The organism is Nocardioides sp. 1609 (genome assembly GCF_004522105.1).
Taxonomy (GTDB): domain Bacteria; phylum Actinomycetota; class Actinomycetes; order Propionibacteriales; family Nocardioidaceae; genus Nocardioides.
On sequence record NZ_SPUJ01000001.1, the window covers coordinates 506,187 to 528,356 of the forward strand.

Genomic DNA, 22,170 nt, shown 5'->3' on the forward strand with positions numbered 1-22,170 from the left:
GGTCAGCGCTTGACGACGATCGCCGTCGAGCCCTTGCGGTCGGCGACCTGCCCGACGGCCCGGACCCGGACCTTGCCGGGCTTGCCCTTGGCGACGATCTTGGTCCGGAAGACGCCACGCGCGTTCGCGGTGCCGCGGACGACGACCTTGCCACGGAAGGAGACCTTCACCTTCTCGCCGGCGGCGAGCCTGGTGACCTTGACGGTGGCCCTGGCGCCGCGCTTGACGCTCTTCGGGGCGCTCACCTCGAGCTTGGAGGCACCGAGCGCGGTGTAGGTCGTGGTGGCGGTGCGGCCCGCGGCGTCCACGGAGGAGACGACGGTCCTCCTGGTGCCCTTCGGCAGGGTCACCGCGACCGACGCGCGGCCGTCGGCCCCGAGCACGACTCGCTGGCCGGCCTTGGCCCCGGCCTTGACGCACAGGGTGTTGCCGGGCGCGCCCTGGACCTTGACGGCCTGCTTGGTCTGGTCGGCGACGTACGACGTCGTGCCGGTCAGCGTGGTGGCGCCGGCGCGGGGGCCGCCCGCGGCCCACAGCAGGGCCGGGAGTGCCTGGGTCGTGGCGCGGGTCGCGACGCTGTTGTCGACCTGGTCCAGCGGGCCGGAGGCCGCGTTGAGGAGACCCAGGTCGTCGAGGACGACCGCGCCGTTGCTCGCGGCGGCGTACGGCTTGCACGAGCCGGCGTTGACGAGCTGGTGGGCGCGCACCCAGCCGGCCGCCTCCCGCGCCGGCGCCGTGCGACCCGAGACCCCGAGCGCCCAGCCGGCGAGGCCGGTGGCGTTCGCGTTGCCGCTGGAGAACGACCCGTCGGCGGCCTGGTGGTCCTCCAGCCAGTCCAGCGCCTCGGTGATGCTCGCCTGGACCGACGGCGCGGCCTTCTGGTCCTGGAGCATCAGGACGGTCAGCGCGGTGGTGTCGACGCTGCCGGACGCGTCCGGGTCGGCGTCGCAGGCCTGGTCGGGCGCGGTCTTCGCCGCGAACGAGGACCGGAAGAACCCTTCGTCGCACTGCTGGTCGAGCGCGAAGTCGAGCGCGGGGGCCGCCAGCGAGGAGCCGGCGTCGTGGAGCGCCGAGACGGCGTAGGCCTGGGTGAGCGGCGTGTTGTAGTCGTTCGGGTCGGGGTCGACCAGGCGCCCGGCGTTCGGGGCGGACGTGGCGATGTTGCCCTCGAGGTCGTCGACGAGGGCGTCCACGGCCGCGCCGGTCCGCCCCTGGGACAGGAGGAAAGAGGAGAGCTTGGCCCGGGCGCCGCCGCTGGTGGCGTAGTCGTCGATGCTGGCCGCGAGGGCGTCGGTGAGCGCGGTGAGGGCGGGGCCCTGGCCGCCGACGGCGTCCAGCGCGTAACCGGCGTCGACGGTGAGCCCGTAGTCGACGTAGCTGTCGAACGTGCCCGGCGGGTACTCGTAGAAGGTCTTGATGATGCCGTCCGGGCCGGGCTGGGCGGCCAGGAACGCCGCGGCCCCCGCCGCCGGGCCGGGGTCTGCGCCGGCCGGGGCCGGCACGACGGCCGCCTGGGCACTCGGCACCGACAGGCTCAGGGAGAGAGCCAGGGCGGAGCCCGTGAGCACGGCGGCGCCGCGCACGATCTTGCTGGACATGGGTTCCTTCCCGCTGCAGCTCAGCGGGACCGTCCGGTGGGACGCACCCCGCTGCGTTCCACGACAGCGAATGGTGAGGACGTCCCGGGACAGGTACTCCGGCTCGCGGACCCGATCGCTCGGGACCACCTACGGTTGCGGGACAGCGCCGGAATCAGACCGGCTTCCCCCGCCACGGGCGTGTTTGGTGTGTCCGCGCACCCTATCGCCCGGGCGCCGAGGGGCCGGTATCGCGATCGTCACACCGCCCGCGGGACGCCCGGCCGGTCGTGTGCCCGAGGACGGTCCTGGGACCGTGCTGGAGCACACGACTCCCGGCTCCCGACGACCTGGGGGTGGCCTGGGGGCGGGTCGGGCTCAGGCCAGCTTCTCCAGCACCAGCTCGCGCACCCGGGCGGCGTCGGCCTGCCCCCGCATCTCCTTCATCACCGCGCCGATGAGGGCACCCGCCGCGGCGTGCTTGCCGTCGCGGATCTTGGCGGCCACGTCGGGGTTCGCGGCGATCGCGGCGTCGACGGCGGCACCGAGGGCGCCGTCGTCGGACACGACGGCCAGGCCGCGCGTCGCGACGATCTCCTCGGGCGTGCCCTCGCCGGCGATCAGGCCGTCGAAGACCTGGCGGGCGAGCTTGTCGTTGATGGTCCTGGCGTCGACGAGGGCCTGGACGGCGGCCACCTGGGCCGGCGTGACCCCGACCTCGGTCAGCTCGACGCCGGCGTCGTTGGCCCGGCGGCCGAGCTCGGCGAGCCACCACTTGCGGGCCGCCTGGGCCGAGGCACCCGCCGCGATGGTCTCCTCGATGACGACGAGCGCCCCGGAGGCGACGACGTCGCGCATCTCGAGGTCGGTGTAGCCCCAGTCGGCCTGCAGCCGGGCCCTGCGGGCCACCGGGTTCTCGGGCAGGGTGCCGCGCAGCTCGTCGACCCACTCCCGCGACGGGGCGACCGGCACGAGGTCGGGCTCCGGGAAGTAGCGGTAGTCCTCGGCGTCCGACTTCTCGCGGCCCGACGTGGTGACGCCGGTGTCCTCGTGCCAGTGCCGGGTCTCCTGCAGGATCGAGCCCCCGCCGTCGAGGACGGCGGCGTGGCGCTGCATCTCGTAGCGGACGGCGCGCTCGACCGACCGGAACGAGTTGACGTTCTTGGTCTCGGTGCGGGTGCCGAGGGTGCCGGTGCCCCTCGGCGCCAGCGACAGGTTGACGTCGGCGCGCAGGTTGCCCTGGTCCATCCGGGCCTCGGAGACGCCGAGCGCCACGATCAGGTCGCGCAGCTGCGAGACGTAGGCGCGGGCGATCTCCGGAGCCCGCGCACCGGCACCCATGATCGGGCGGGTGACGATCTCGATGAGCGGGATGCCGGCGCGGTTGTAGTCGACGAGGGAGTAGTCGGCGCCGTGGATCCGGCCGGTCGCGCCGCCCATGTGCAGCGACTTGCCGGTGTCCTCCTCCATGTGGGCGCGCTCGATCTCGACGCGGAAGGTCTCCCCGTCCAGGTCGACGTCCATCCAGCCGTCGAAGGCGATCGGCTCGTCGTACTGGGAGGTCTGGAAGTTCTTCGGCATGTCGGGGTAGAAGTAGTTCTTGCGCGCGAACCGGCACCACTCGGCGATGTCGCAGTTCAGCGCGAGGCCGATCCGGATCGCCGACTCGACGGCCTTGCCGTTGACGGCGGGCATCGCGCCGGGCAGGCCCAGGCAGGTCGGGCAGACCTGCGTGTTGGGCTCGCCGCCGAAGACCGCCGGGCAGCCGCAGAACATCTTGGTGGCCGTGTTGAGCTCCACGTGGACCTCGAGCCCGATGGCGGGGTCGTAGGCCGCCAGGACGTCGTCGTAGCCGACCAGGGTCGCGCTCATCAGCTCTCTCCGCTCAGGTCGGGGGCCTGGGCCAGCAGCGGCCCGCCCCACTTCTCGGTCAGTCCGGCCTCGAGCGCCGCGCCGACCCGGTAGAGCCGGTCGTCGGCGAGCGCGGGCGCCAGCACCTGGAACCCGGCCGGCAGGCCGTCCTCGTCGGCGAGGCCGCTCGGCACCGAGATGCCGGGGACGCCGGCGAGGTTGGCCGGGATGGTGGCGAGGTCGTTGAGGTACATCGCGAGCGGGTCGTCGAGCTTCTCGCCCAGCCTGAACGCCGTCGTCGGCGCCGTGGGCGAGACCAGGACGTCGACCTTCCCGAACGCGGCGTCGAAGTCGCGCTGGATGAGCGTGCGCACCTTCTGGGCCTTGCCGTAGTAGGCGTCGTAGTAGCCGCTCGAGAGGGCGTAGGTGCCCAGGATGATGCGCCGCTTGACCTCGTCGCCGAAGCCGGCGTCGCGGGTGGCCCGCATGACGTCCTCGGCCGAGGGCGAGTCGACGCCCTCGGGCAGCACCCGCAGGCCGTAGCGCATGGCGTCGAACTTGGCGAGGTTGCTGGAGGCCTCGCACGGCATGATCAGGTAGTAGGTCGCCAGGGCGTGCACGAAGCTCGGGCACGACACCTCGACGACCTCGGCGCCGGCCGCGACCAGCAGGTCGAGGGACTCCTGGAAGCGCGCCATCACGCCGGGCTGCCAGCCGTCGCCGCCGAGCTCGGTGATGACGCCGATCCGGACGCCGGACATGTCGCCCTCGGCGCCGCGGCGGGCGGCGCCGACGAGGTCGGGCAGCGGCGCGTCGACCGAGGTGGAGTCGCGCGGGTCGTGCCCGCCGATGAGCTCGTGCAGCAGCGCGGAGTCGAGCACGGTGCGGGTGACCGGGCCGACCTGGTCGAGGGAGTTGGCCATCGCGACGAGGCCGTAGCGCGAGACGCCGCCGTAGGTCGGCTTCACCCCGACCGTGCCGGTGACGGCCCCGGGCTGGCGGATCGAGCCGCCGGTGTCGGTGCCGAGGGCCAGCGGGGCCTCGAAGGCGGCCACGGCCGCGGCCGAGCCGCCGCCGGAGCCGCCGGGGATCCGGTCGAGGTCCCACGGGTTGTGGGTCGGGCCGTAGGCCGAGTGCTCGGTGGAGGAGCCCATCGCGAACTCGTCCATGTTGGTCTTGCCGAGGATCGGCAGGCCGGCCGCGCGGAGCCGGGTGACCACCGTGGCGTCGTACGGCGGGATCCAGCCCTCGAGGATCCGCGACCCGCAGGTGGTCGGCAGGCCCTCGGTGGCCAGGACGTCCTTGACGGCGATCGGGACGCCGTCGAGCGGCGAGGCCACCGCGCCCTCGGCGCGACGCTCGTCGGAGCGTGCGGCCGCGGCGAGCGCGCCCTCGGCGTCGACGTGCAGGAACGCGTGGACGGCGCCGTCGACCGCGGCGATCCGGTCGAGGTGGGCCTGGGTGAGCGCGACCGAGGTGGTCGTGCCGTCGGCGAGGGCGGCCGCCATCGCGGCGGCGGTCTCGCGGGTCACTGCCCCTCCGGGGGTGCTCACTGCTCGTCCCCCAGGATCCGCGGGACGGCGAAGCGCTGCTGCTCCTGCGCCGGGGCACCCGACAGCGCCTGCTCGGCGGTCAGGCCGGGGACGACGACGTCGTCGCGGAAGACGTTGGTCAGCGGCAGCGGGTGCGACGTGGCGGGGACGTCGTCGCCGGCGGCACCGGCGATCGAGGCCACCGACTCGAGGATGACCGACAGCTGGGGCGCGAGGTGGTCGAGCTCCGCGTCGTCCAGGTCGATCCGGGCGAGCGTCGCCAGGTGGGCGACCTCGTCACGAGTGATCTCAGGCATGGGGTCAGCCTAGTGCCGGGGTCGGAGGCAGAATGGGCCGCATGCCTGTCACCCGTGGCTTCACCGGCAAGCGCCGCGGCGCCGCCGCCGACCAGCAGCGCGCGGAGCGGCTGCCCCCCGGTCAGTACGACACCGGCAGCGACTGGCCGTCGCTGACCGCCGAGGCGACGCCGCGCGTCGACGTGGAGCGCTGGTCGATGCGCGTCGACGGGCTGGTCGAGACCCCGCGGTCGTGGTCGTGGCGCGAGATCCACGCGCTCCCGGGGTCGTCGTACTTCGGTGACATCCACTGCGTGACCACGTGGAGCAAATTCGACACGACCTTCACCGGTGTCAGCGTCGACACCCTGCTCGAGGCGGCCGGGCCGCTGCCCGAGGCGGCGTACGTGATGGCGCACTCGACCACCGGCTACACGACCAACCTGCCGATCGCCGACGTCACGGGCGGCAGGGCGTGGGTGGTGTGGGACTTCGACGGGGAGCCGCTCAGCATCGACCACGGCGGCCCCGTGCGCCTGCTCGTGCCGCACCTGTACTTCTGGAAGTCGGCCAAGTGGGTCACCCGGCTCGAGCTGATGGCGAGCGACCGGCCGGGCTTCTGGGAGCAGAACGGCTACCACGACCGCGGCGACCCGTGGCTCGAGCAGCGCTACCAGGGCGACCCGTAGTGGCCCTGGTGGAGACCCGCTGGACGTCGGCGACGATCGCCGGGATCGAGCGCGACGGCACCCGCCTGGTCCGGCTGCGCCTCGACGTCGACGGGCGCCAGGAGCACCTGCCGGGTCAGCACTACGTCGTGCGGCTGCGTGCGGCCGACGGCTACACCGCGCAACGGTCGTACTCGATCGCGTCCGACCCCGCCGACCCGCTCGTCGAGCTGATGGTCGAGTGCCTGCCGGACGGCGAGGTGTCCGGCCACCTGCACGACGTCGCCGAGGTCGGCGACGTGCTGGAGGTGCGCGGCCCGATCGGCGGCTGGTTCACCTGGACCGGCGACGTCACCGCGGTGGCGATCGGCGGCGGCACCGGCGTCGTCCCCCTCGTCTCGATGCTGCGGCACGCGCGCCGGCTCGGGATCGCCGACCGGCTGCGGCTCGTCGCGGTCGGCCGGACGCTCGACGAGCTCCCCTACGCCGAGGAGCTCATCGCGGGCGGCGCCTTCGTCGCGCTCACCCGGGAGAACCTGGGCAGCCGGGTCGCCGCGCCGCCGTACCCCGAGGAGGTGCGCACCCTCGTCGACCTCCCGACGCCGGCCGAGCGGGCCTACGTGTGCGGGTCGGTGGGGTTCGCGTCGTTCGCCCAGCGGGTGCTCGGGGAGGCCGGGATGCGCGCCTCCGAGGTGCGGGTCGAGCAGTTCGGCGCGACCGGCTGAGCGCCACGCCGACACCCGGCAGCGGGCTCCGACCGACCCCGGCGGGGTGAGACGGGCGCCGGACCGACCTGCCTACAGTGAGTGGTTGAACTGTCAACCGACAGCCCCGACGATGGAGGTTCCCCCAGCATGACGAAGCTCGCGATCATCTACTACTCGAGCATGGGCACCGCCCACGCGATGGCCAACCGACTCGCGGCGACCGCCGAGGCGCAGGGCGCGGAGGTCCGGAAGCGGCACGTGCGGGAGACCGCCCCCGACGAGGCGGTGCAGAGCCAGGAGGCCTGGGCCGCCCACGTCGCGGAGATGCAGGGGGAGCCGGTCGCCTCGCCCGACGACCTCGACTGGGCCGACGCCGCGATCTTCGGCTCCGGCACCCGCTACGGCCACATCACCAGCCAGCTGCAGTCGTTCATCGACACCCTGGGCCCGCTGTGGGGCCAGGGTCGGCTCGCCGACAAGGTCTACGCCGGCTTCACGTCCAGCCAGACGCTGCACGGCGGGCAGGAGACGACCCTCGAGGCCCTCAACACGACGTTCGCCCACTTCGGCGGCATCATCGTGCCGCCCGGCTACACCGACCCGGTGAAGTTCGCCGACGGCAACCCGTACGGCGTCGGCAAGGTCACCGGCAACGGCTCCGACCTCGACGACACCGACAACGCCGCCCTCGACCACCTGGTCACCCGGGTGCTCACGGTGGCGGGCAAGCTCTCCGCCTGACGCAACAGGGGGCGTCGTCGCATCAGCCGGGCGGCGTCCCCTCGAGCGCGGCGGCGACCCGCGCGGCGACCTCGTCGGCCGGGAGGTCGCTGCGCACCACCACCACGGCGCTCCCGGTCGGCCGCGACGGCCCTGGACCGCCGCCCGGCCCGACGAGCACGGTGTCCATCGCGTCCTCGAACTCGCGCCACGGCTCGGCGGTCTCGCCCCGCAGCCAGCGGCGGAGCACCACGTTGTGGGCCGTCACCACGGACGCCGCGAGCAGCTCGGCGTGCAGCTCGACGTCGGGCCCGCCGAGCTCGGTGAGCCAGCGGCGGGCGTGCTCGCGGAAGAGTCGCTGGTAGCCGAGGGTGCTGGCGATCTCGCGGTCGCGCAGGGCCGGCACCGACCGGGTCAGCCGGTAGCGGCTCAGCGCGACGTGGCCCTCCGCGAGGTACTGCTCGAGCACCAGCGCGGCACCCTCGCGGATCGCGTGCAGGTAGGTCTGCGGCGTCCCGGTCGCCAGCCGCGCCCCGATCCGGGCCAGCAGGTCGTCGTGGCGCGGGAAGATCACGTCCTCCTTGGTGCCGAACGCCCGGAAGAACGTCGAGCGGCTCACCCCCGCCCGCTCGACGACCTGCTCGACGGTGGTGGCGTCGTACCCCTGCTCGTCGAACAGCGCGAACGCCGCGTCGGCCAGTCGCTCACGCGTGCTCGCAGCCATGGTGGGCCCTTCCTCTCCCCGTGTGTGACACTGAGTTCCATCAGGACGATACCGAGTTTCAGGGGCAGCACATGACCGGCACGCAGTTCGACCTCTTCCGCACCTCCGACGACCACGAGGAGCTGCGCGCCGCCGTCCGCGACCTCGTCGACAACAAGGTCGCACCGTACGCCGCCGAGGTCGACGAGACCGCGTCGTACCCGCAGGCCGCGCACGACGCCCTGGTCGCCTCCGACTTCCACGCCCCGCACGTCCCCGAGGAGTACGACGGCGTCGGCGCCGACGCGCTCGCCACCTGCATCGTCATCGAGGAGGTCGCCCGCGGCTGCGCGTCCTCGTCGCTGATCCCGGCGGTCAACAAGCTCGGCTCGCTGCCGCTCGTCCTGGGCGGCTCGCCCGAGCTCAAGCAGCGCTACCTCCCCCGTCTCGCCGCCGGCGAGGGCTTCTCCTACGGGCTGTCGGAGCGCGACGCGGGCTCCGACACCGCCTCGATGAGGACCCGCGCGGTCCGCGACGGTGACCACTACGTGCTCAACGGCCAGAAGTCGTGGATCACCAACGCCGGCGTCTCGGAGTTCTACACCGTCCTGGCCGTCACCGACCCCGACGCCCCGCGCGGCAAGGGCATCAGCGCCTTCGTCGTGGAGAAGTCCGACGCGGGCTTCACCTTCGGCGAGAAGGAGCGCAAGCTCGGCATCAAGGGCTCCCCCACCCGCGAGCTGCTCCTCGACGACGTCCGGATCCCCGCCGACCGGATGATCGGCGAGCCCGGCACGGGCCTGCCGCTCGCGCTGCGCACCCTCGACCACACCCGCGTCACGATCGGCGCCCAGGCCGTCGGCATCGCCCAGGGCGCGCTGGACTTCGCCGTCGGCTACGTCAAGGAGCGCCAGCAGTTCGGCAAGCGGATCGCCGACTTCCAGGGCATCCAGTTCATGCTCGCCGACATGGCGATGAAGCTCGAGTCGGCCCGCCAGATGGTCTACGTCGCCGCGGCGAAGTCGGAGCGCGACGACGCCGACCTCGGCTTCTTCGGCGCTGCCGCCAAGTGCCTGGCCTCCGACGCGGCGATGGACATCACCGTCGACGCCGTCCAGCTCCTCGGCGGCTACGGCTACACCCAGGACTTCCCCGTCGAGCGGATGATGCGCGACGCCAAGATCACCCAGATCTACGAGGGCACCAACCAGGTCCAGCGCGTCGTCGTGGCGCGCAAGCTCCTGGACTGACCCCTCGGCCGGGGTCGGCCGGGCTCGGCCAGTGGCAGCCGCGATCGGCCCGGGTCAGCCGGCGAAGTCGCCCCGGCCGGCGCGGAACCGGCCCAGGACGTCGACCAGGGTCGCGATGTCGTCGGCGGAGAGCCCGACGTCCTGGAAAACCTCGGCGTTGAGCGCCTCGGTGGCCTCCTCGACCAGCGCCAGCCCCGCCGGGGTCAGCTCGAGGATCGCCGAGCGGCCGTCGTCGGGGTTCGAGACCCGGTCGACGAGTCCGTCGTCGCGCAGCCGGCGGGCCAGGCTGGTCAGCGACGTCGGGTGCACCTGGAGCCGGTGGCCGGCGCGGAGCATGGTCATCCGCTGCTCGGAGGCGAAGCTGAGCAGGCGCAGCAGCTCGAAGCGGGCGAAGGTGAGCCCGAAGGGCCGCAGCGACGCGTCGATCTGGGTGAGCATCAGCTGCTGGGCCCGCATCACCGACGTCACCGCGGCCATGCCGTCGGCGGCGTCGTCCCAGCCGTGCGCGAACCACTGACGCCGGGCCTCGGCGATCGGGTCGCGCCCGGTGGGGCTGCTCCGGCGGATGGTCATCGGCGTGAATGCTACTGATCGACCAACCGATCGGCGCGCGGCCGCATCTCTCAGGGTGACCCGCCACCCGCCCGCAGGAGAACGCAGATGACCCGACCACCCTCGGACGAGGACTTCACCGAGCTGGTGCACGCGGCCTGGCCGTCGCTGTACCGCACCGCCTACCTGCTGCTCGGCGACCGCGCCGAGGCCGAGGACCTCGTCCAGAGCGCGCTGGCCAAGACCTACGCGTCCTGGGGCAGGGTGCGCTCGCTGGAGGCGGGGCCGGGCTACGCCCGCACCACGCTGGTCAACACCGCGACCTCGTGGTTCCGGCGCCGGTCGTGGCGCAACGAGCGGCCGACCGCGACGCTGCCCGACCACGGGACGGTCGGGTCGGACCCCAGCGACCGGCCGGCCCTGGTCGCCGCACTGGCCCAGCTGCCGCCGCGGCAGCGGGCCGTCGTCGTCCTGCGGTACTACGACGACCTCAGCGTCGCCGAGACCGCCTCCGCCCTCGCGATCACCGAGGGCACCGTCAAGAGCCAGACCTCCGACGCCCTGACCAAGCTGCGCGCGCTGCTCGGCGACGACGTCCTCCCCCAGACCAACGGAGCCACCCGATGAGCGACGACCTGCACGACCTCCTGGCCCGCGAGGCCGACCGGCTCGACGTGCCCCGGGCGCCCGCGGCGGGCATCCTCGCCGACGGACGGCGGCTGCGCGGGCGTCGCCGGGCCACCACCGGCGTCGCGGCCCTGGCCGCCGTCGTCGCCCTCGGAGGCGGCTACGCGCTGCTCGACCCCGGCCCGTCCGACCAGGACGCCGTCGAGCCGGCCGGCCCGCCCACGACCGACCTCGGCGCGGCCTTCGCGATCGGCAGCACCGTCCACCTGCGCGACGGCGCGGTGAGCGCCACGCTCCCGGTCCCGCGCGTGGGCAACCTGAGCTACACCTCGGTCGGCGTCGTCGTGCAGGCCTACGACGCCGATCAGGAACCGCTCGGCACGCACCTGGTGGCGGCCGACGGCACCGTGAGCGACCTCGACGTGCCCTCGAGCGCCACGTCGGATCCCGGGTCGCCGCTGCTCGTGTGGACGACCGAGGTCGACGGCGTGGTGACCGTCGTGGCCCAGGACGTGTGGACCGACGAGCGCGTCGCCGAGATCCCGCTGCCGGACCACCCGGGTGGCTTCGCCCCCGCCCGCCTCGACGGCGAGCACGTCTACGTCGGCGGCAGCGACACCGGCGTCCTCGACGTCGACCTCCGGACCGAGGAGGTGAGGGTCGCCCCCGCCCTCGAGGTCGTCGACGAGGTCGCCGGCGGCCGGAGCAACCTGGGCTACGGCGGCCACGTCGCCGTCATCGACGTCGCTACGGGCGAGGAGATCGTCTCGCGCGACGTGACCGAGAGATCGGCCGGATACTTCCAGCTCTCCCCCGGCGGGCGCTACGCGCGCTACGTCGACCAGTCGCGCCAGCAGCGCCAGTTCGACCTCTACGACCTCACGACGGGCACGCCGACCACCCTGCCGGGCAGCCCGGGCCGCTGGGGCTGGACCGCCGACGGCCGGCCGTTCACCGTCTCCGACCTCGGCGAGCTCGTGGTCTGCGGGTCCAGGCCGTGCACGACCACCCGGCTCGACCTCGACGTCCTCCCGAACCAGTACCCCGACGACGTCGGGGAGGAGGTGTGCCACGAGTTCGCCGACGGCAGCTCGGAGTGCTCGATGGAGGGCACCGAGAACCACGACGACGACCTCGCCCTCGGCGGCAGCACCGGGTGGAGCTGAGCACCGCGCCACCCGTCCGGACCGGGTGAGGCAAGGCTCACCGGTCTGGACGGGGCGGGCCGGTAGGTCCACGGTGGAGCCATGACCACCATGAACCTGCCGCTCGTCAGCACCTGCAGCGTCGACGGGTGCTCCTACAACCACGACCACGACTGCCACGCGGCAGCCATCACCGTGCTCGGTGCGAGCAGCGCCTGCGGCACCTACGTCGACGTGGCGGCCGAGGCCGGCACCGACACGACCGCGCAGGTCGGCGCCTGCCACCGGTCGGACTGCGTCCACAACGACCGGCTGGAGTGCTCGGCGTCCAGCGTCGAGATCGGCCCGGCCGCCGACGTGGCCGACTGCCTCACCTTCCAGGCACGCTGAGGCCTCACGCGCCCCCGGCGTCGGCGGCCGGCTCGCTGGTCGGCTCGGCCGGCTCGGCCGGCTCGGTGGTCGGCTCGGCCGGCGGCGGGCCGTCGGCGAGCAGCGCCTTGAACCCGTCCTCGTCGAGCACGGGGACGCCGAGCTGCTCGGCCTTCTCGGCCTTGGACCCGGCGTTGTCGCCGACGACGACGTAGTCGGTCTTCTTCGACACCGATCCGGACGCCTTGCCGCCGCGGACCAGGATCGCCTCCTTGGCGGAGTCGCGGCTGAAGTCGACGAGCGAGCCCGTGACCACGACGGTGAGCCCCTCGAGGGTGCGCGGCACCGACTCGTCGCGCTCGTCGGCGAGCGCGAGGTGCCGGGCCCACTTCTGCACGATCTCGAGGTGCCAGGGCACCTCGCGCCACTCGACCACGGCGGCGGCGATCGTCGGACCGACCCCCTCCGCCCCGGCGAGCTGCTCCTCGGAGGCGTCGCGGATCGCCTCCCAGGAGCCGAACTCCTGGGCGAGCGCCCGCGCCGCCGTCGGCCCGACGTGGCGGATCGAGAGGCCGACCAGAGCACGCCACAGCGGGGCGTCGGTGGCCCGGCCGAGGTTGTCGAGCAGCCGCTGCCCGTTGGCCGAGAGCTGCGGACCCTCCTCGCCCTTCCTCGGCGCCCTGGTGAACAGGGGCGCCTTCAGCACCAGGTCGGCGTCGAGGTCGAACACGTCGCCCTCGTTGCCGATCGCTCCGGCGTCGAGCAGCGCGACCGCCGCCTCGTAGCCGAGCCCCTCGATGTCGAAGGCGCCGCGGCCGGCCACGTGGAAGACACGCTCGCGGACCTGGGCGGGGCAGCGTTCGTGGTTGGGGCAGCGCAGGTCCTTGTCACCCTCCTTCTGCTGGGCCAGCGGCGTGCGGCAGGCCGGGCACCTGGTCGGCATCCGCCACGGCCGCAGCCCCTTCGGGCGCAGCGGCAGCACCGGGCCGACGATCTCCGGGATCACGTCGCCGGCCTTGCGCAGGACCACGGTGTCGCCGGGACGGACGTCCTTGCGCTTGACCTCGTGGGCGTTGTGCAGGGTGGCGTTCTCGACGGTGGAGCCGGCGACGCGGGTCGGCTCCATCACGCCGTACGGCGTGACGCGGCCGGTGCGGCCGACGTTGACCCGGATCTCGAGGAGCCTGGCGTTGACCTCCTCCGGTGGGTACTTGAAGGCGATCGCCCAGCGCGGGGCCCGGCTCGTCGAGCCGAGCCGGCGCTGCAGGGTGACGTCGTCGACCTTGACCACGACGCCGTCGATCTCGTAGGGGACGATCGTGTGCCGGTGCGCGCCGGCGTGCTCGACGTAGGCCTCGACGTCGGCGAGCGCCGGCACGACCCGGACCTGGTCGGAGGTCGGGAGGCCCCAGGCGGCGAGGGCCTCGTAGGACTGCGACTGCGCCTTCGGCTCGAAGCCGCGGCGGGCGCCGATGCCGTGGCAGACCATGCCGAGCGCCCGCGTGGCGGTGACCCGCGGGTCCTTCTGGCGCAGCGACCCGGCGGCGGCGTTGCGGGGGTTGGCGAACGGCGGCTTGCCGGCCTCGGTCATCGCCTCGTTGAGACGCTCGAAGGCCACCACCGGCAGGAACACCTCGCCACGCACCTCGAGGAGGTCGGGGACCGGGTAGTCCTCCGACGCCCTCAGCCGGTGCGGGACGCTGTCGATGGTCTTGACGTTGTGGGTGACGTCCTCGCCGGTGCGGCCGTCGCCGCGCGTCAGGGCGCGGACGAGGCGGCCCTGCTCGTAGAGCAGGTTGATGGCCAGCCCGTCGACCTTGAGCTCGCACAGCAGGTCGGCCGCCTCGACGCCGTCGCGGGCCAGCCGCGCGTGCCAGGAGGCGAGCTCGTCGTAGGAGAAGGCGTTGTCGAGGCTCTCCATGCGCTGCAGGTGGTCGACCTTGTCGAAGTCGGTCGAGACCGCGCCCCCGACCTTCTGGGTCGGCGAGTCGGGCGTGCGGAGCTCGGGGAACTCCTCCTCGATCGCCTCCAGCCGGCGCATCCGCCGGTCGAAGTCGGCGTCGTCGAGCGTCGGCGAGTCGAGCATGTAGTAGCGGTAGCGGGCGTCGTCGATCTCCTCCGCCAGCACGCGGTGCTCCTCGCGCGCGGCGTCGGTGACCGGCGTCGGGCCAGCCGGCTCGTTCGGCTTCGTCTCCTCGGGCACGGGCCCATCTTGCCGCGCGCCACCGACAACCGCCGCCACCCATCCGCGTCGGCGTGCTGCTCCGAACTCCGGACGTGACGACCGAGACCGCGCTGCCGCACGCCCTCACGCGGCTCGAGCCCGAGGCGACCCGTGCCGTCGTCCTGCTGCTGCACGGCGGGAAGCAGGCCAGTCGCGCCCCGGTCGACGCCCGGAGCGCGTCGTGGCGCCGGATGGCGGCGCTGCAGCGCGCGATCACACCGACCCTGCACCAGGCCGGCGTCGCCACCTGGCTGCTGCGCTACCGCGTCCGGGGCTGGAACGGCGGCGCTCCCGTCGCCGATGCCCGGTGGGCGCTCGAGGAGGTGCGCCGCACGCACGGCGAGGTGCCCGTCGTCCTGCTCGGCCACTCGATGGGCGGCCGCACGGCGGCCCACGTCGCCGACGACGCGTCGGTGGTCGGCGTCGTCGCGCTCGCGCCGTGGTGGCAGCCCGACGACCCGGTCGACGCGCTGCGCGGCAAGGCGGTCATCGCCGCCCACGGGCGCAGCGACAAGATCACCTCCGCCCGGATGACGCGGCGGTTCCTGGCCCGCGCCGAGCCGTGGGCCGCCGAGGCTCGCTTCCACGACATGGGGCGGGTCGGGCACTACCTGTTCCGCCGGGTCGCGGCGTGGAACGACGTCGCTGCCTCGGAGTGCCTGCGGCTCCTCGGCTGACCTCGGCAGGTCCCCCGCGAGAAAATCTTCTCGAACTTATTTGGGTTGTCGGGAATGGAACGGATCCGTACTCTCTTGGGCAGTACGAAACCGTACCGTTCCATCGAGTGACCAAGGACACACGTGACACCGACCGACCCGACCACCGAGGTCGTCGCCCGGCCCCGCGTCGAGGGCGACCGCGAGCAGGAGATCCACGAGGCGACGCTCACCGTCCTCGCGGACGTCGGCTACGACCGACTGACGATGGACGCGGTCGCCGCAGGCGCCCGTGCCTCGAAGGCCACGCTCTACCGCCGCTGGAACAGCAAGGCGGCCCTGGTCATCGACTCCCTCTGCTCGATGAAGGAGCCGCACGCGATGCCGGACACCGGCACCCTGCGCGGCGACCTGGTCTCCATGTTCTGCGGCATGGGCGGGCTCACCGACGCGCGGCAGATCGCCATCCTCGCCAGCGTGATCACCGCCATCGGCCGCGACCAGGACTTCGCCGAGGCCTTCCGTGAGCAGTTCATCGGCCCCAAGGCGGCCATGAACCACCAGGTCTTCGTCCGCGCCCGCGAGCGGGGCGAGATCCGTGACGACGTCGACCTCGACCTCATCGTCCCCGCCCTTCCCGGGCTGCTGCTCCACCGGCAGTTCCTGATGGGCGAGGCCATCGACGCCTCCGCCGTCGAGCGCGTCATCGACCAGATCATCCTGCCTGCCGTCGCTGTCGCCGGCCGGCCCCACGACACCAGCTCCACCTCCTCACCCGAGACGAAAGAAGACCGATGACCGACCAGACCCTGACGGAGCCCGTGGCTCCCGAGCCGGCCCGAGAGAAGAAGGAGCTCCACCTCGGGTGGGCGCTCGTCCTCATCTCGATCGCCCAGCTGATGGTGGTGCTCGACGCCTCCATCGCCAACATCGCCCTGCCGTTCATCGGCGAGGACCTCAACATCAACGACGCCAACCTCACGTGGATCGTCACCGGCTACGCGCTCGCCTTCGGTGGGCTGCTGCTGCTCGGTGGCCGCCTGGGTGACCTCTACGGTCGCCGCCGCGTGTTCATGATCGGCCTGGCGGTCTTCGCGATCGCCTCGCTCATCGGCGGCTTCGCGCAGAACGAGGCCATGCTGCTCGGCTCGCGTGGCCTCCAGGGCCTCGGCGCCGCGCTCGCCTCCCCCGCCGCGCTGGCGCTGATCACCACGACGTTCCCGGCCGGTCCGGCACGCAACCGCGCCTTCGCGGTGTACGCCGCCATGTCCGGCGCGGGTGCGGCCGTCGGCCTCATCCTCGGTGGCTGGCTCACCGGCCTCGACCCGGTCATCGGCCTCGAGGGCTGGCGCCTGACCTTCCTCATCAACGTCCCGATCGGCCTGGTCGCCGCGTCGCTGGCGCCCCGCTTCCTCCACGAGTCCGAGTCGCACCCCGGCGAGCTCGACGTGCCCGGTGCCATCACCGGCACCCTCGGTCTGCTCGGCCTGGTCTACGGCTTCAGCCGGGCCGGCGAGGCCGCACACGGCTGGGGCGACCCGTGGACCCTCGCGTCGCTGGCTGCCGGCGTCGCGCTGCTGGTGGTGTTCGCCGTCGTCGAGTCCCGCGTGAAGCACCCGCTGCTGCCGGTCCGCGTCTTCGCGAACCGCACCCGCGCCACCAGCTTCCTGGTGATGATGCTCGTGCCGGCCGCGATGTTCGCGATGTTCTACTTCCTGAGCCTCTTCATCCAGCTGGTCGTGGGCTACAGCCCGCTGAACACCGGGTTCGCGTTCCTGCCGTTCTCGTTCGGCATCGTGGTCGGCGCGGCGCTCTCGTCGAACCTCGTCAACCGGATCGACCCGCGCTTCATCGCCGGCGTCGGCACGCTCATGGCCACGGTCGCCCTGTTCGGGTTCTCGCGGCTCGAGGTCCCCACCGGTACGGCCGACCTGCTCGCCGTTGCGAACGGCGACGGCTTCCTCGGCGCCGACGTGAACTACTGGACGTCGATCTTCCCCTTCATCGTCCTGATGTCGATCGGCATGGGCGCGACGTTCGTGCCCCTCACCCTCACCGCGGTGCACCACCTCCGCTCCGAGGACTCCGGCATCGGCTCCGGTGTGCTCAACACGATGCAGCAGGTCGGTGGCGCCCTCGGCCTCGCCATCCTGGCCACCGTGTCGCTGCACTTCGCCGACGGCACCAAGACCGACCTGGCCCGTGACCTCACGGCACAGGGCATCCCGTCCGAGAACGCGACCCAGCTCGCGTTCATCGGCTCCTTCACCGAGGGCGCCACGGCCGCCTTCCTGGTCGGCGCGATCCTGATCGCGATCGGCTCGGCCGCCATCTGGACGTTCCTCAACGTCAAGCACGAGGAGCTCGCCACCGACGGCCCCGAGGGCATCCACGTCGGCTGATCCCCACCCGCTCCACCACCGGCCCCGCACCGACTCGACGTCGCTGCGGGGCCGGTCCCGTTCCGGGCGGCGCGCCGTCGTCCGGCGCGGGCGCACCGGGCCGCGGAGGCGCACCGGGCGGCCCCGACCCACTGGGCGGCCGAAACCTGAACCTGGGGGCCGGGATCCCGGCCCCCAGGTTCAGGTTTCCCCGGTCGACCGGGGAAATCCCCCACCCCCGGTCGACTCAGCCAGGCAGGTGCCCGGCCGTGGCGGCGGCGAGGGTCAGGGCCCGCCGGGCCCACGCGCCGGAGGCGCCGGCCAGCCCGCAGGACGGGGTGACGACGACCTGCGCGCCGACGACCTCGGGGTCGAGTCCCAGCATGTCGAGCCAGCGCAGCACCTGCTCGACGAGCACGGTGTCGGTGGCGTCGTCGCCGGGCCCGGGGTCGGTCGCGGCGACGATGCCGAGCGCGACGGCCTCCCCGGCCTCGAGCGCCGTGGCCAGGACGTCGTGGCCGGCGGCGTCGAGGGTGGCGAGGTCGACGGCGAGGCCGAGCGCCCCCGCGCCGCGGAGGAGGTCGAGGGGGGTGCCCGGCGCGCACGAGTGCACCCACGGCTCCGCCCCCTCCTCCGCGATCGCCGCCAGCACCCAGCCCAGTGCCTCCGAGGCCTCGGGCGGGTGCACGGTGCGGTGCCGCCCGAAGCCGGACGCCGTGGAGATCTGCCCGGCCATCACGGCCGCCAGCGACGGCTCGTCGACCTGGACGACGAGCCGGTCGGCCCCGGTCACCCGCCGGCGCACGTCGCGCACGTGCGTGCGGACGCCCTCGGCGAGCGCCTGGGCGAGGTCGCGTCGCGCGCCGGGGTCGCTGAGGACCTTGTCGCCGCGCGGCTTCTCGACCGTCGCGGCCAGCGTCCACGGTCCGGCGACCTGCAGCTTGAACGCGCCGGTGTAGCCCTGGGTGAGCTCCTCGACGCCGTCGAGGTCCTGCGCGAGCAGGCTGCGGGCGCGGCGGTGGTCGACGCCCGAGGACCCGGAGTCGCCGAGCAGCCGCCAGCCGGCGGGTTGGAGGTCGATGCCGAGGTCGGTGACCAGGCCGAGCGCGCGCCCGAGCATGCCGGCGGTGATGCCACGACCGGGCACCTCGACGAGGTGCGGGACGCCGCTGCCGGCCTCCCCGAGGACGCCGAGGACCGCGCGCTGCGCCTCGTCGAAGGACTCCCCCGGCATCGAACCGACGCCGCTCCCGGTCGCCATCAGCGCCTCACGCCGTCGCCGCGATCGTCGCGGAGCCGACCACGCGGGTGCCGTCGTAGACGACGGCGGCCTGGCCGGGCGCGATCCCGTACGCCGGCTCGTGGAGCTCGATCCGGACGTCGTCGGCGACGACCACGGTCGCCGGCAGCTCGGCGCCGTGGGCGCGCAGCTGCACCGTGCCGTCGACCTGCGAGGGGACGGTGCCGCACCAGCGCGGCTTGATCGCGGTGAGGCGACGCACCGCCAGGCGCTCGTGGGGCCCGACGGTCACGGTGCCGGAGACCGGCTCGATGTCGAGCACGAAGCGCGGCTTGCCGTCGGGGGCCGGCCGGCCGATCCGCAGCCCCTTGCGCTGGCCGATGGTGAAGCCGTAGGTGCCGTCGTGGCGGCCGAGCTCCTCGCCGGTGGCGTCGTCGATGATCGGGCCGCCGTGGTTGGGCGCCCGGTCGCCGAGCCTGTCGCGCAGCCAGCCGGCGTTGTCGCCGTCGGCGACGAAGCAGATGTCGTGGCTGTCGGGCTTGTCGGCGACCAGCAGCCCGCGCGCGGCGGCCTCGGCACGCACCTCGGGCTTGGTCGAGTCGCCGAGCGGGAACAGGGAGTGGGCCAGCTGGTGCTGGTCGAGGACGCCGAGCACGTAGGACTGGTCCTTGCCGTGGTCGACGGCGCGGTGCATCTCGATGGCGCCCCCGCGGCTCGCCGGCCCCGGGCGCAGCTGGGCGTAGTGCCCGGTCGCGACGGCGTCGTAGCCCAGCGCGAGCGCCCGCTCCAGGACGGCGGCGAACTTGATCTTCTCGTTGCACCGCAGGCACGGGTTGGGCGTGCGGCCGGCGGCGTACTCGTCCATGAAGTCCTCGACGACGTCGTCGTGGAACCGCTCGGAGAGGTCCCAGACGTAGAACGGGATGCCGATCACGTCGGCGGCCCGGCGGGCGTCGTTGGCGTCCTCGATGGTGCAGCAGCCGCGCGCGCCGGTGCGGTAGGACTTCGGGTTGCGCGAGAGCGCCAGGTGGATGCCGGTGACGTCGTGGCCGGCCTCGACCGCGCGCGCGGCCGCGACGGCCGAGTCGACCCCACCGGACATGGCGGCAACCACCCGGCGGGGCTCCTGTGCCTGCTGCTCAGGGACTGCCCGCACGTCAGACCCTCCGCGCGGCCCGGGCGCGCTCCACGACCGCTCCGATCGCCTCGACGACGGCGTCGACGTCGGCCTCGGTGGAGGTGTGGCCGAAGGAGAACCGGAGCGAGTGCCGCGCGGCGTCGTCGGTGCAGCCCATGGCGAGCAGCACGTGGGAGGGCTGTGCGACGCCGGCCGAGCAGGCCGAGCCCGTGGAGCACTCGATGCCCCGGGCGTCGAGCAGCATCAGCAGCGAGTCGCCCTCGCAGCCGGGGAAGCCGAGGTGCGCGTTGCCCGGCAGCCGGGCGCTGCGGGGCTCGAGCGGCGCCCCGTGCAGGTGCGCGTCGGGGACGACCTCGACGACCCGGCGGACCAGCTCGTCGCGCAGCGCGCCGACGTGGGCGGAGTGCTCGGCCTGGTGCTTGACGGCGAGCTCGACGGCCGCGGCCAGTCCGGCGATCGCCGGGGTGTCGATCGTGCCGCTGCGGATGTCGCGCTCCTGGCCGCCGCCGTGCGCGAGGGCGACCAGGTCGAGCTCGCGCCGCACGACGAGCGCGCCGGCGCCGAAGGGACCGCCGACCTTGTGCCCGGTGATCGTCATCGCGTCGACGCCCGAGGCGGCGAAGTCGAGCGGCACCGACCCGAGGGCCTGCACGGCGTCGGTGTGGACCGGGATGCCGTGCGGGCGGGCCAGGGCGACGACCTCGTCGACCGGTTGCAGGGTGCCGACCTCGTTGTTGGCCCACATCACCGAGACCAGCGCCACCGAGGCGGGGTCGCGCTCGAGCGTGGCGCGGAACGCCGCGACGTCGAGTCGGCCCGAGCGGTCGACCGGCAGCAGCTCGACCTCGGCGCCCTCGCTCTCGGCGAGCCAGTCGAGGGGGTCGAGGACGGCGTGGTGCTCGATCGCGGTGGTCAGGATCCGGCGTCGCCCCGGGTCGCCGGCCCGGCGCGACCAGTACAGGCCCTTGAGGGCCAGGTTGTTGGACTCGGTGCCGCCGGAGGTGAAGACGACCTCGCCGGGACGGCAGTCCAGCGCCTGCGCGATCGTCTCGCGCGACTCCTCCACGACCCGCCGCGCCTGCCGCCCGGAGGCGTGCAGCGAGCTCGGGTTGCCGGCGTTCGCGAGGTGCGCCGTCATCGCCTCGAGCGCCGCGGGCACCATCGGCGTGGTCGCGGCGTGGTCGAGGTAGTGGACGGGCGGGTTCATCGCATCCTCCAGACTACGGCTCGGGTCACCCGGAGCCACGGGTGACCAGCATGTGCTCCTCGCCACGGCCGCGCAGCACCCCGTGCGGTGGACCTGCGCGCGCTCAGAGCAGCACGAGGTCGTCGCGGTGGACGACCTCACGCTCGTAGCCGGCACCGAGCTCGCGCTTGAGGTCGTGGGTGGAGCGCCCGATCAGGGCCGGCACCTCGTCGGCGTCGAAGTTGACCAGGCCGCGGGCCACGGGGACGCCGTCCGGGCCGGTGAGGTCGACCGGGTCGCCGGCGACGAAGGCGCCGGTGACGCCGGTGATGCCGGCGGGCAGCAGCGAGGCCCGCCGGTCGACGACGGCGCGCACCGCGCCGGCGTCCAGCTGCAGGGTGCCGTGGGCCTCGGTGGCGTGGGCCAGCCAGAGCAGCCGGGTCGGCTGCCTGCGGCCGGTCGGCCGGAACAGCGTGCCGACGTTCTCGCCGGCCAGCGCGGGACCGGCGAGCGGCGCGGAGGTCAGCACGACCGGGATGCCGGCGCCGGTCGCGATCCGGGCCGCCTCGACCTTCGTCTGCATGCCGCCGGTGCCGAGGCCCGCCGCACCGGTGCGCCCGATGCGGACGCCGTCGAGGTCGGCGTCGCCGACCACCACCTCGAGCAGCGTGCTGCCCGGCTCGGCCGGGTTGCCGTCGTAGAGGCCGTCGACGTCGGAGAGCAGCACCAGCAGGTCGGCGTGCACGAGGTGGGCGACCAGGGCCGCGAGCCGGTCGTTGTCGCCGAACCGGATCTCCGTCGTGGCGACGGTGTCGTTCTCGTTGACGATCGGCAGCACCCCGAGCTCGAGGAGCTTGGCGAAGGTCTGGTGGGCGTTGCGGTAGTGGCTGCGGCGGGTGACGTCGTCGGCGGTGAGCAGCACCTGCCCGGCGACCAGCTCGTGCCGGGCGAGCTCCTCGGTGTAGCGGTGCACCAGCAGGCCCTGCCCGACCGACGCGGCGGCCTGCTGGGCGGCGAGCCCGGCCGGTCGGCGCTTCATCCCCAGCGGCGCGAGGCCGGCCGCGATCGCACCGGAGGAGACCAGCACCACCTCGACGCCACGGGACCGGGCGGCCGCCAGGACGTCGACGAGCGCGCGCAGCCGCTCCGGGTCGATCCCGCCGTGGGCGGTCGTCAGCGAGGAGGAGCCGACCTTGACGACGACGCGCCGGGCGGTCGCCACCTCGGGCCGGGTCTCAGACCTGGTCACCGGGATCGCTCTCGGCCCAGTCGGGGTCCTCGGCCGAACCGATCTCGTAGGACGACGGGCCGTACACCTCCGGCTTGTCGATGCGGCGGGCGACGTCGG

General features: G+C 73.7%; 21 protein-coding genes and 1 riboswitch. Of the genes, 10 read left to right on the top strand and 11 right to left on the bottom strand.

The features are described from left to right. Positions 1 to 2: 2 nt before the first annotated feature. From E4623_RS02290 to gatC, 4 genes are all read right to left on the bottom strand, one after another. Positions 3 to 1,598 carry a prenyltransferase/squalene oxidase repeat-containing protein gene (locus E4623_RS02290; protein WP_134764887.1) on the bottom strand — a complete coding sequence of 532 codons (1,596 nt, stop codon included), beginning with the start codon at positions 1,596 to 1,598 and terminating at the stop codon, positions 3 to 5. Positions 1,599 to 1,690: 92 nt separating this feature from the next. Beyond that, positions 1,691 to 1,767, bottom strand: a riboswitch (cobalamin riboswitch). Positions 1,768 to 1,955: 188 nt separating this feature from the next. Further along, the gene (gene gatB / locus E4623_RS02295) at positions 1,956 to 3,449 is read right to left on the bottom strand and encodes an Asp-tRNA(Asn)/Glu-tRNA(Gln) amidotransferase subunit GatB (RefSeq protein ID WP_134764888.1); all 1,494 of its coding nucleotides are present in this window, start codon (positions 3,447 to 3,449) and stop codon (positions 1,956 to 1,958) included. Beyond that, positions 3,449 to 4,936: an Asp-tRNA(Asn)/Glu-tRNA(Gln) amidotransferase subunit GatA gene (gene gatA, locus E4623_RS02300; protein ID WP_134765401.1), complete on the bottom strand. Its 1,488-nt coding sequence runs from the start codon at positions 4,934 to 4,936 to the stop codon at positions 3,449 to 3,451. The genes gatB and gatA overlap by 1 nt, the downstream gene beginning before the upstream one ends. A 41-nt stretch (positions 4,937 to 4,977) precedes the next feature. Then, the gene (gene gatC / locus E4623_RS02305; RefSeq protein WP_134764889.1) at positions 4,978 to 5,277 is read right to left on the bottom strand and encodes an Asp-tRNA(Asn)/Glu-tRNA(Gln) amidotransferase subunit GatC; all 300 of its coding nucleotides are present in this window, start codon (positions 5,275 to 5,277) and stop codon (positions 4,978 to 4,980) included. Between the two features lie 41 nt (positions 5,278 to 5,318). Here gatC and E4623_RS02310 point away from each other — a divergent pair, with 41 nt between their 5' ends. From E4623_RS02310 to wrbA, 3 genes are all read left to right on the top strand, one after another. Continuing rightward, complete coding sequence (locus E4623_RS02310; protein ID WP_134764890.1) at positions 5,319 to 5,945, top strand: sulfite oxidase-like oxidoreductase; 627 nt, start codon at positions 5,319 to 5,321, stop codon at positions 5,943 to 5,945. 8 nt (positions 5,946 to 5,953) lie between these two features. Then, positions 5,954 to 6,649: an FAD-binding oxidoreductase gene (locus E4623_RS02315; protein WP_167736433.1), complete on the top strand. Its 696-nt coding sequence runs from the start codon at positions 5,954 to 5,956 to the stop codon at positions 6,647 to 6,649. 129 nt (positions 6,650 to 6,778) lie between these two features. Further along, entirely contained in the window at positions 6,779 to 7,372 is a 594-nt protein-coding gene (gene wrbA / locus E4623_RS02320) for an NAD(P)H:quinone oxidoreductase (RefSeq protein WP_134764891.1), read from the top strand. A gap of 22 nt (positions 7,373 to 7,394) precedes the next feature. On the opposite strand, the gene E4623_RS02325 is transcribed toward wrbA, so the two are convergent. After that, entirely contained in the window at positions 7,395 to 8,075 is a 681-nt protein-coding gene (locus tag E4623_RS02325) for a TetR/AcrR family transcriptional regulator (RefSeq protein ID WP_134764892.1), read from the bottom strand. Positions 8,076 to 8,146: 71 nt separating this feature from the next. Here E4623_RS02325 and E4623_RS02330 point away from each other — a divergent pair, with 71 nt between their 5' ends. After that, positions 8,147 to 9,304 (top strand): acyl-CoA dehydrogenase family protein, encoded by a 1,158-nt coding sequence (locus tag E4623_RS02330; RefSeq protein ID WP_134764893.1) that lies wholly within the window; start codon positions 8,147 to 8,149, stop codon positions 9,302 to 9,304. 54 nt (positions 9,305 to 9,358) lie between these two features. On the opposite strand, the gene E4623_RS02335 is transcribed toward E4623_RS02330, so the two are convergent. Beyond that, a complete protein-coding gene (locus E4623_RS02335; protein ID WP_134764894.1) occupies positions 9,359 to 9,877 on the bottom strand; it encodes a MarR family transcriptional regulator in 519 nt (172 codons plus the stop codon). 87 nt (positions 9,878 to 9,964) lie between these two features. On the opposite strand from E4623_RS02335, the gene E4623_RS02340 reads away from it, so the two are divergent. The 3 genes from E4623_RS02340 (at position 9,965) to E4623_RS02350 (ending at position 12,018) form a co-directional block, all read left to right on the top strand. Beyond that, positions 9,965 to 10,483: a SigE family RNA polymerase sigma factor gene (locus E4623_RS02340; protein ID WP_134764895.1), complete on the top strand. Its 519-nt coding sequence runs from the start codon at positions 9,965 to 9,967 to the stop codon at positions 10,481 to 10,483. Then, positions 10,480 to 11,649, top strand: coding sequence for a hypothetical protein (locus tag E4623_RS02345; RefSeq protein ID WP_134764896.1), 1,170 nt, complete (start codon positions 10,480 to 10,482; stop codon positions 11,647 to 11,649). Before E4623_RS02340 ends, E4623_RS02345 begins: the two co-directional genes overlap by 4 nt. Positions 11,650 to 11,730: 81 nt before the next feature. Beyond that, positions 11,731 to 12,018, top strand: coding sequence for a DUF1540 domain-containing protein (locus tag E4623_RS02350; protein WP_134764897.1), 288 nt, complete (start codon positions 11,731 to 11,733; stop codon positions 12,016 to 12,018). A 4-nt stretch (positions 12,019 to 12,022) separates the two neighbouring features. On the opposite strand, the gene ligA is transcribed toward E4623_RS02350, so the two are convergent. Further along, positions 12,023 to 14,200 (bottom strand): NAD-dependent DNA ligase LigA, encoded by a 2,178-nt coding sequence (gene ligA, locus E4623_RS02355; protein ID WP_134764898.1) that lies wholly within the window; start codon positions 14,198 to 14,200, stop codon positions 12,023 to 12,025. 74 nt (positions 14,201 to 14,274) lie between these two features. Between ligA and E4623_RS02360 the strand changes: the two genes are divergently transcribed. The 3 genes from E4623_RS02360 to E4623_RS02370 all read left to right on the top strand — a co-directional run bounded on the left by E4623_RS02360 (position 14,275) and on the right by E4623_RS02370 (position 17,279). Next, complete coding sequence (locus E4623_RS02360) at positions 14,275 to 14,898, top strand: alpha/beta fold hydrolase (RefSeq protein WP_209020451.1); 624 nt, start codon at positions 14,275 to 14,277, stop codon at positions 14,896 to 14,898. A 123-nt stretch (positions 14,899 to 15,021) separates the two neighbouring features. Beyond that, positions 15,022 to 15,675: a TetR/AcrR family transcriptional regulator gene (locus tag E4623_RS02365; RefSeq protein WP_245154792.1), complete on the top strand. Its 654-nt coding sequence runs from the start codon at positions 15,022 to 15,024 to the stop codon at positions 15,673 to 15,675. Then, a complete protein-coding gene (locus E4623_RS02370) occupies positions 15,672 to 17,279 on the top strand; it encodes an MFS transporter (protein ID WP_134764899.1) in 1,608 nt (535 codons plus the stop codon). The genes E4623_RS02365 and E4623_RS02370 overlap by 4 nt, the downstream gene beginning before the upstream one ends. A 226-nt stretch (positions 17,280 to 17,505) precedes the next feature. Here E4623_RS02370 and E4623_RS02375 read toward each other — a convergent pair whose 3' ends face one another. The 4 genes from E4623_RS02375 to proB form a co-directional block, all read right to left on the bottom strand. Beyond that, positions 17,506 to 18,519: a methionine synthase gene (locus E4623_RS02375; protein WP_134764900.1), complete on the bottom strand. Its 1,014-nt coding sequence runs from the start codon at positions 18,517 to 18,519 to the stop codon at positions 17,506 to 17,508. Positions 18,520 to 18,526: 7 nt separating this feature from the next. After that, positions 18,527 to 19,654 carry a tRNA 2-thiouridine(34) synthase MnmA gene (mnmA, locus tag E4623_RS02380; RefSeq protein ID WP_280633627.1) on the bottom strand — a complete coding sequence of 376 codons (1,128 nt, stop codon included), beginning with the start codon at positions 19,652 to 19,654 and terminating at the stop codon, positions 18,527 to 18,529. A 1-nt stretch (position 19,655) separates the two neighbouring features. Further along, entirely contained in the window at positions 19,656 to 20,843 is a 1,188-nt protein-coding gene (locus E4623_RS02385) for a cysteine desulfurase family protein (RefSeq protein WP_134764902.1), read from the bottom strand. A 103-nt stretch (positions 20,844 to 20,946) separates the two neighbouring features. Next, positions 20,947 to 22,071 (bottom strand): glutamate 5-kinase, encoded by a 1,125-nt coding sequence (proB, locus tag E4623_RS02390; RefSeq protein ID WP_209020452.1) that lies wholly within the window; start codon positions 22,069 to 22,071, stop codon positions 20,947 to 20,949. Positions 22,072 to 22,170: the final 99 nt, after the last annotated feature.

Bases quoted from the DNA above. Each gene is read 5' to 3' on its own strand.
- E4623_RS02290 (WP_134764887.1), bottom strand. From the start codon at position 1,598: ATGTCCAGCAAGATCGTGCGCGGCGCCGCCGTGCTCACGGGCTCCGCC.
- gatB (WP_134764888.1), bottom strand. From the start codon at position 3,449: ATGAGCGCGACCCTGGTCGGCTACGACGACGTCCTGGCGGCCTACGAC.
- gatA (WP_134765401.1), bottom strand. From the start codon at position 4,936: ATGGCGGCCGCCCTCGCCGACGGCACGACCACCTCGGTCGCGCTCACC.
- gatC (WP_134764889.1), bottom strand. From the start codon at position 5,277: ATGCCTGAGATCACTCGTGACGAGGTCGCCCACCTGGCGACGCTCGCC.
- E4623_RS02310 (WP_134764890.1), top strand. From the start codon at position 5,319: ATGCCTGTCACCCGTGGCTTCACCGGCAAGCGCCGCGGCGCCGCCGCC.
- wrbA (WP_134764891.1), top strand. From the start codon at position 6,779: ATGACGAAGCTCGCGATCATCTACTACTCGAGCATGGGCACCGCCCAC.
- E4623_RS02325 (WP_134764892.1), bottom strand. From the start codon at position 8,075: ATGGCTGCGAGCACGCGTGAGCGACTGGCCGACGCGGCGTTCGCGCTG.
- E4623_RS02330 (WP_134764893.1), top strand. From the start codon at position 8,147: ATGACCGGCACGCAGTTCGACCTCTTCCGCACCTCCGACGACCACGAG.
- E4623_RS02335 (WP_134764894.1), bottom strand. From the start codon at position 9,877: ATGACCATCCGCCGGAGCAGCCCCACCGGGCGCGACCCGATCGCCGAG.
- E4623_RS02340 (WP_134764895.1), top strand. From the start codon at position 9,965: ATGACCCGACCACCCTCGGACGAGGACTTCACCGAGCTGGTGCACGCG.
- E4623_RS02345 (WP_134764896.1), top strand. From the start codon at position 10,480: ATGAGCGACGACCTGCACGACCTCCTGGCCCGCGAGGCCGACCGGCTC.
- E4623_RS02350 (WP_134764897.1), top strand. From the start codon at position 11,731: ATGACCACCATGAACCTGCCGCTCGTCAGCACCTGCAGCGTCGACGGG.
- E4623_RS02370 (WP_134764899.1), top strand. From the start codon at position 15,672: ATGACCGACCAGACCCTGACGGAGCCCGTGGCTCCCGAGCCGGCCCGA.
- E4623_RS02375 (WP_134764900.1), bottom strand. From the start codon at position 18,519: ATGGCGACCGGGAGCGGCGTCGGTTCGATGCCGGGGGAGTCCTTCGAC.
- E4623_RS02385 (WP_134764902.1), bottom strand. From the start codon at position 20,843: ATGAACCCGCCCGTCCACTACCTCGACCACGCCGCGACCACGCCGATG.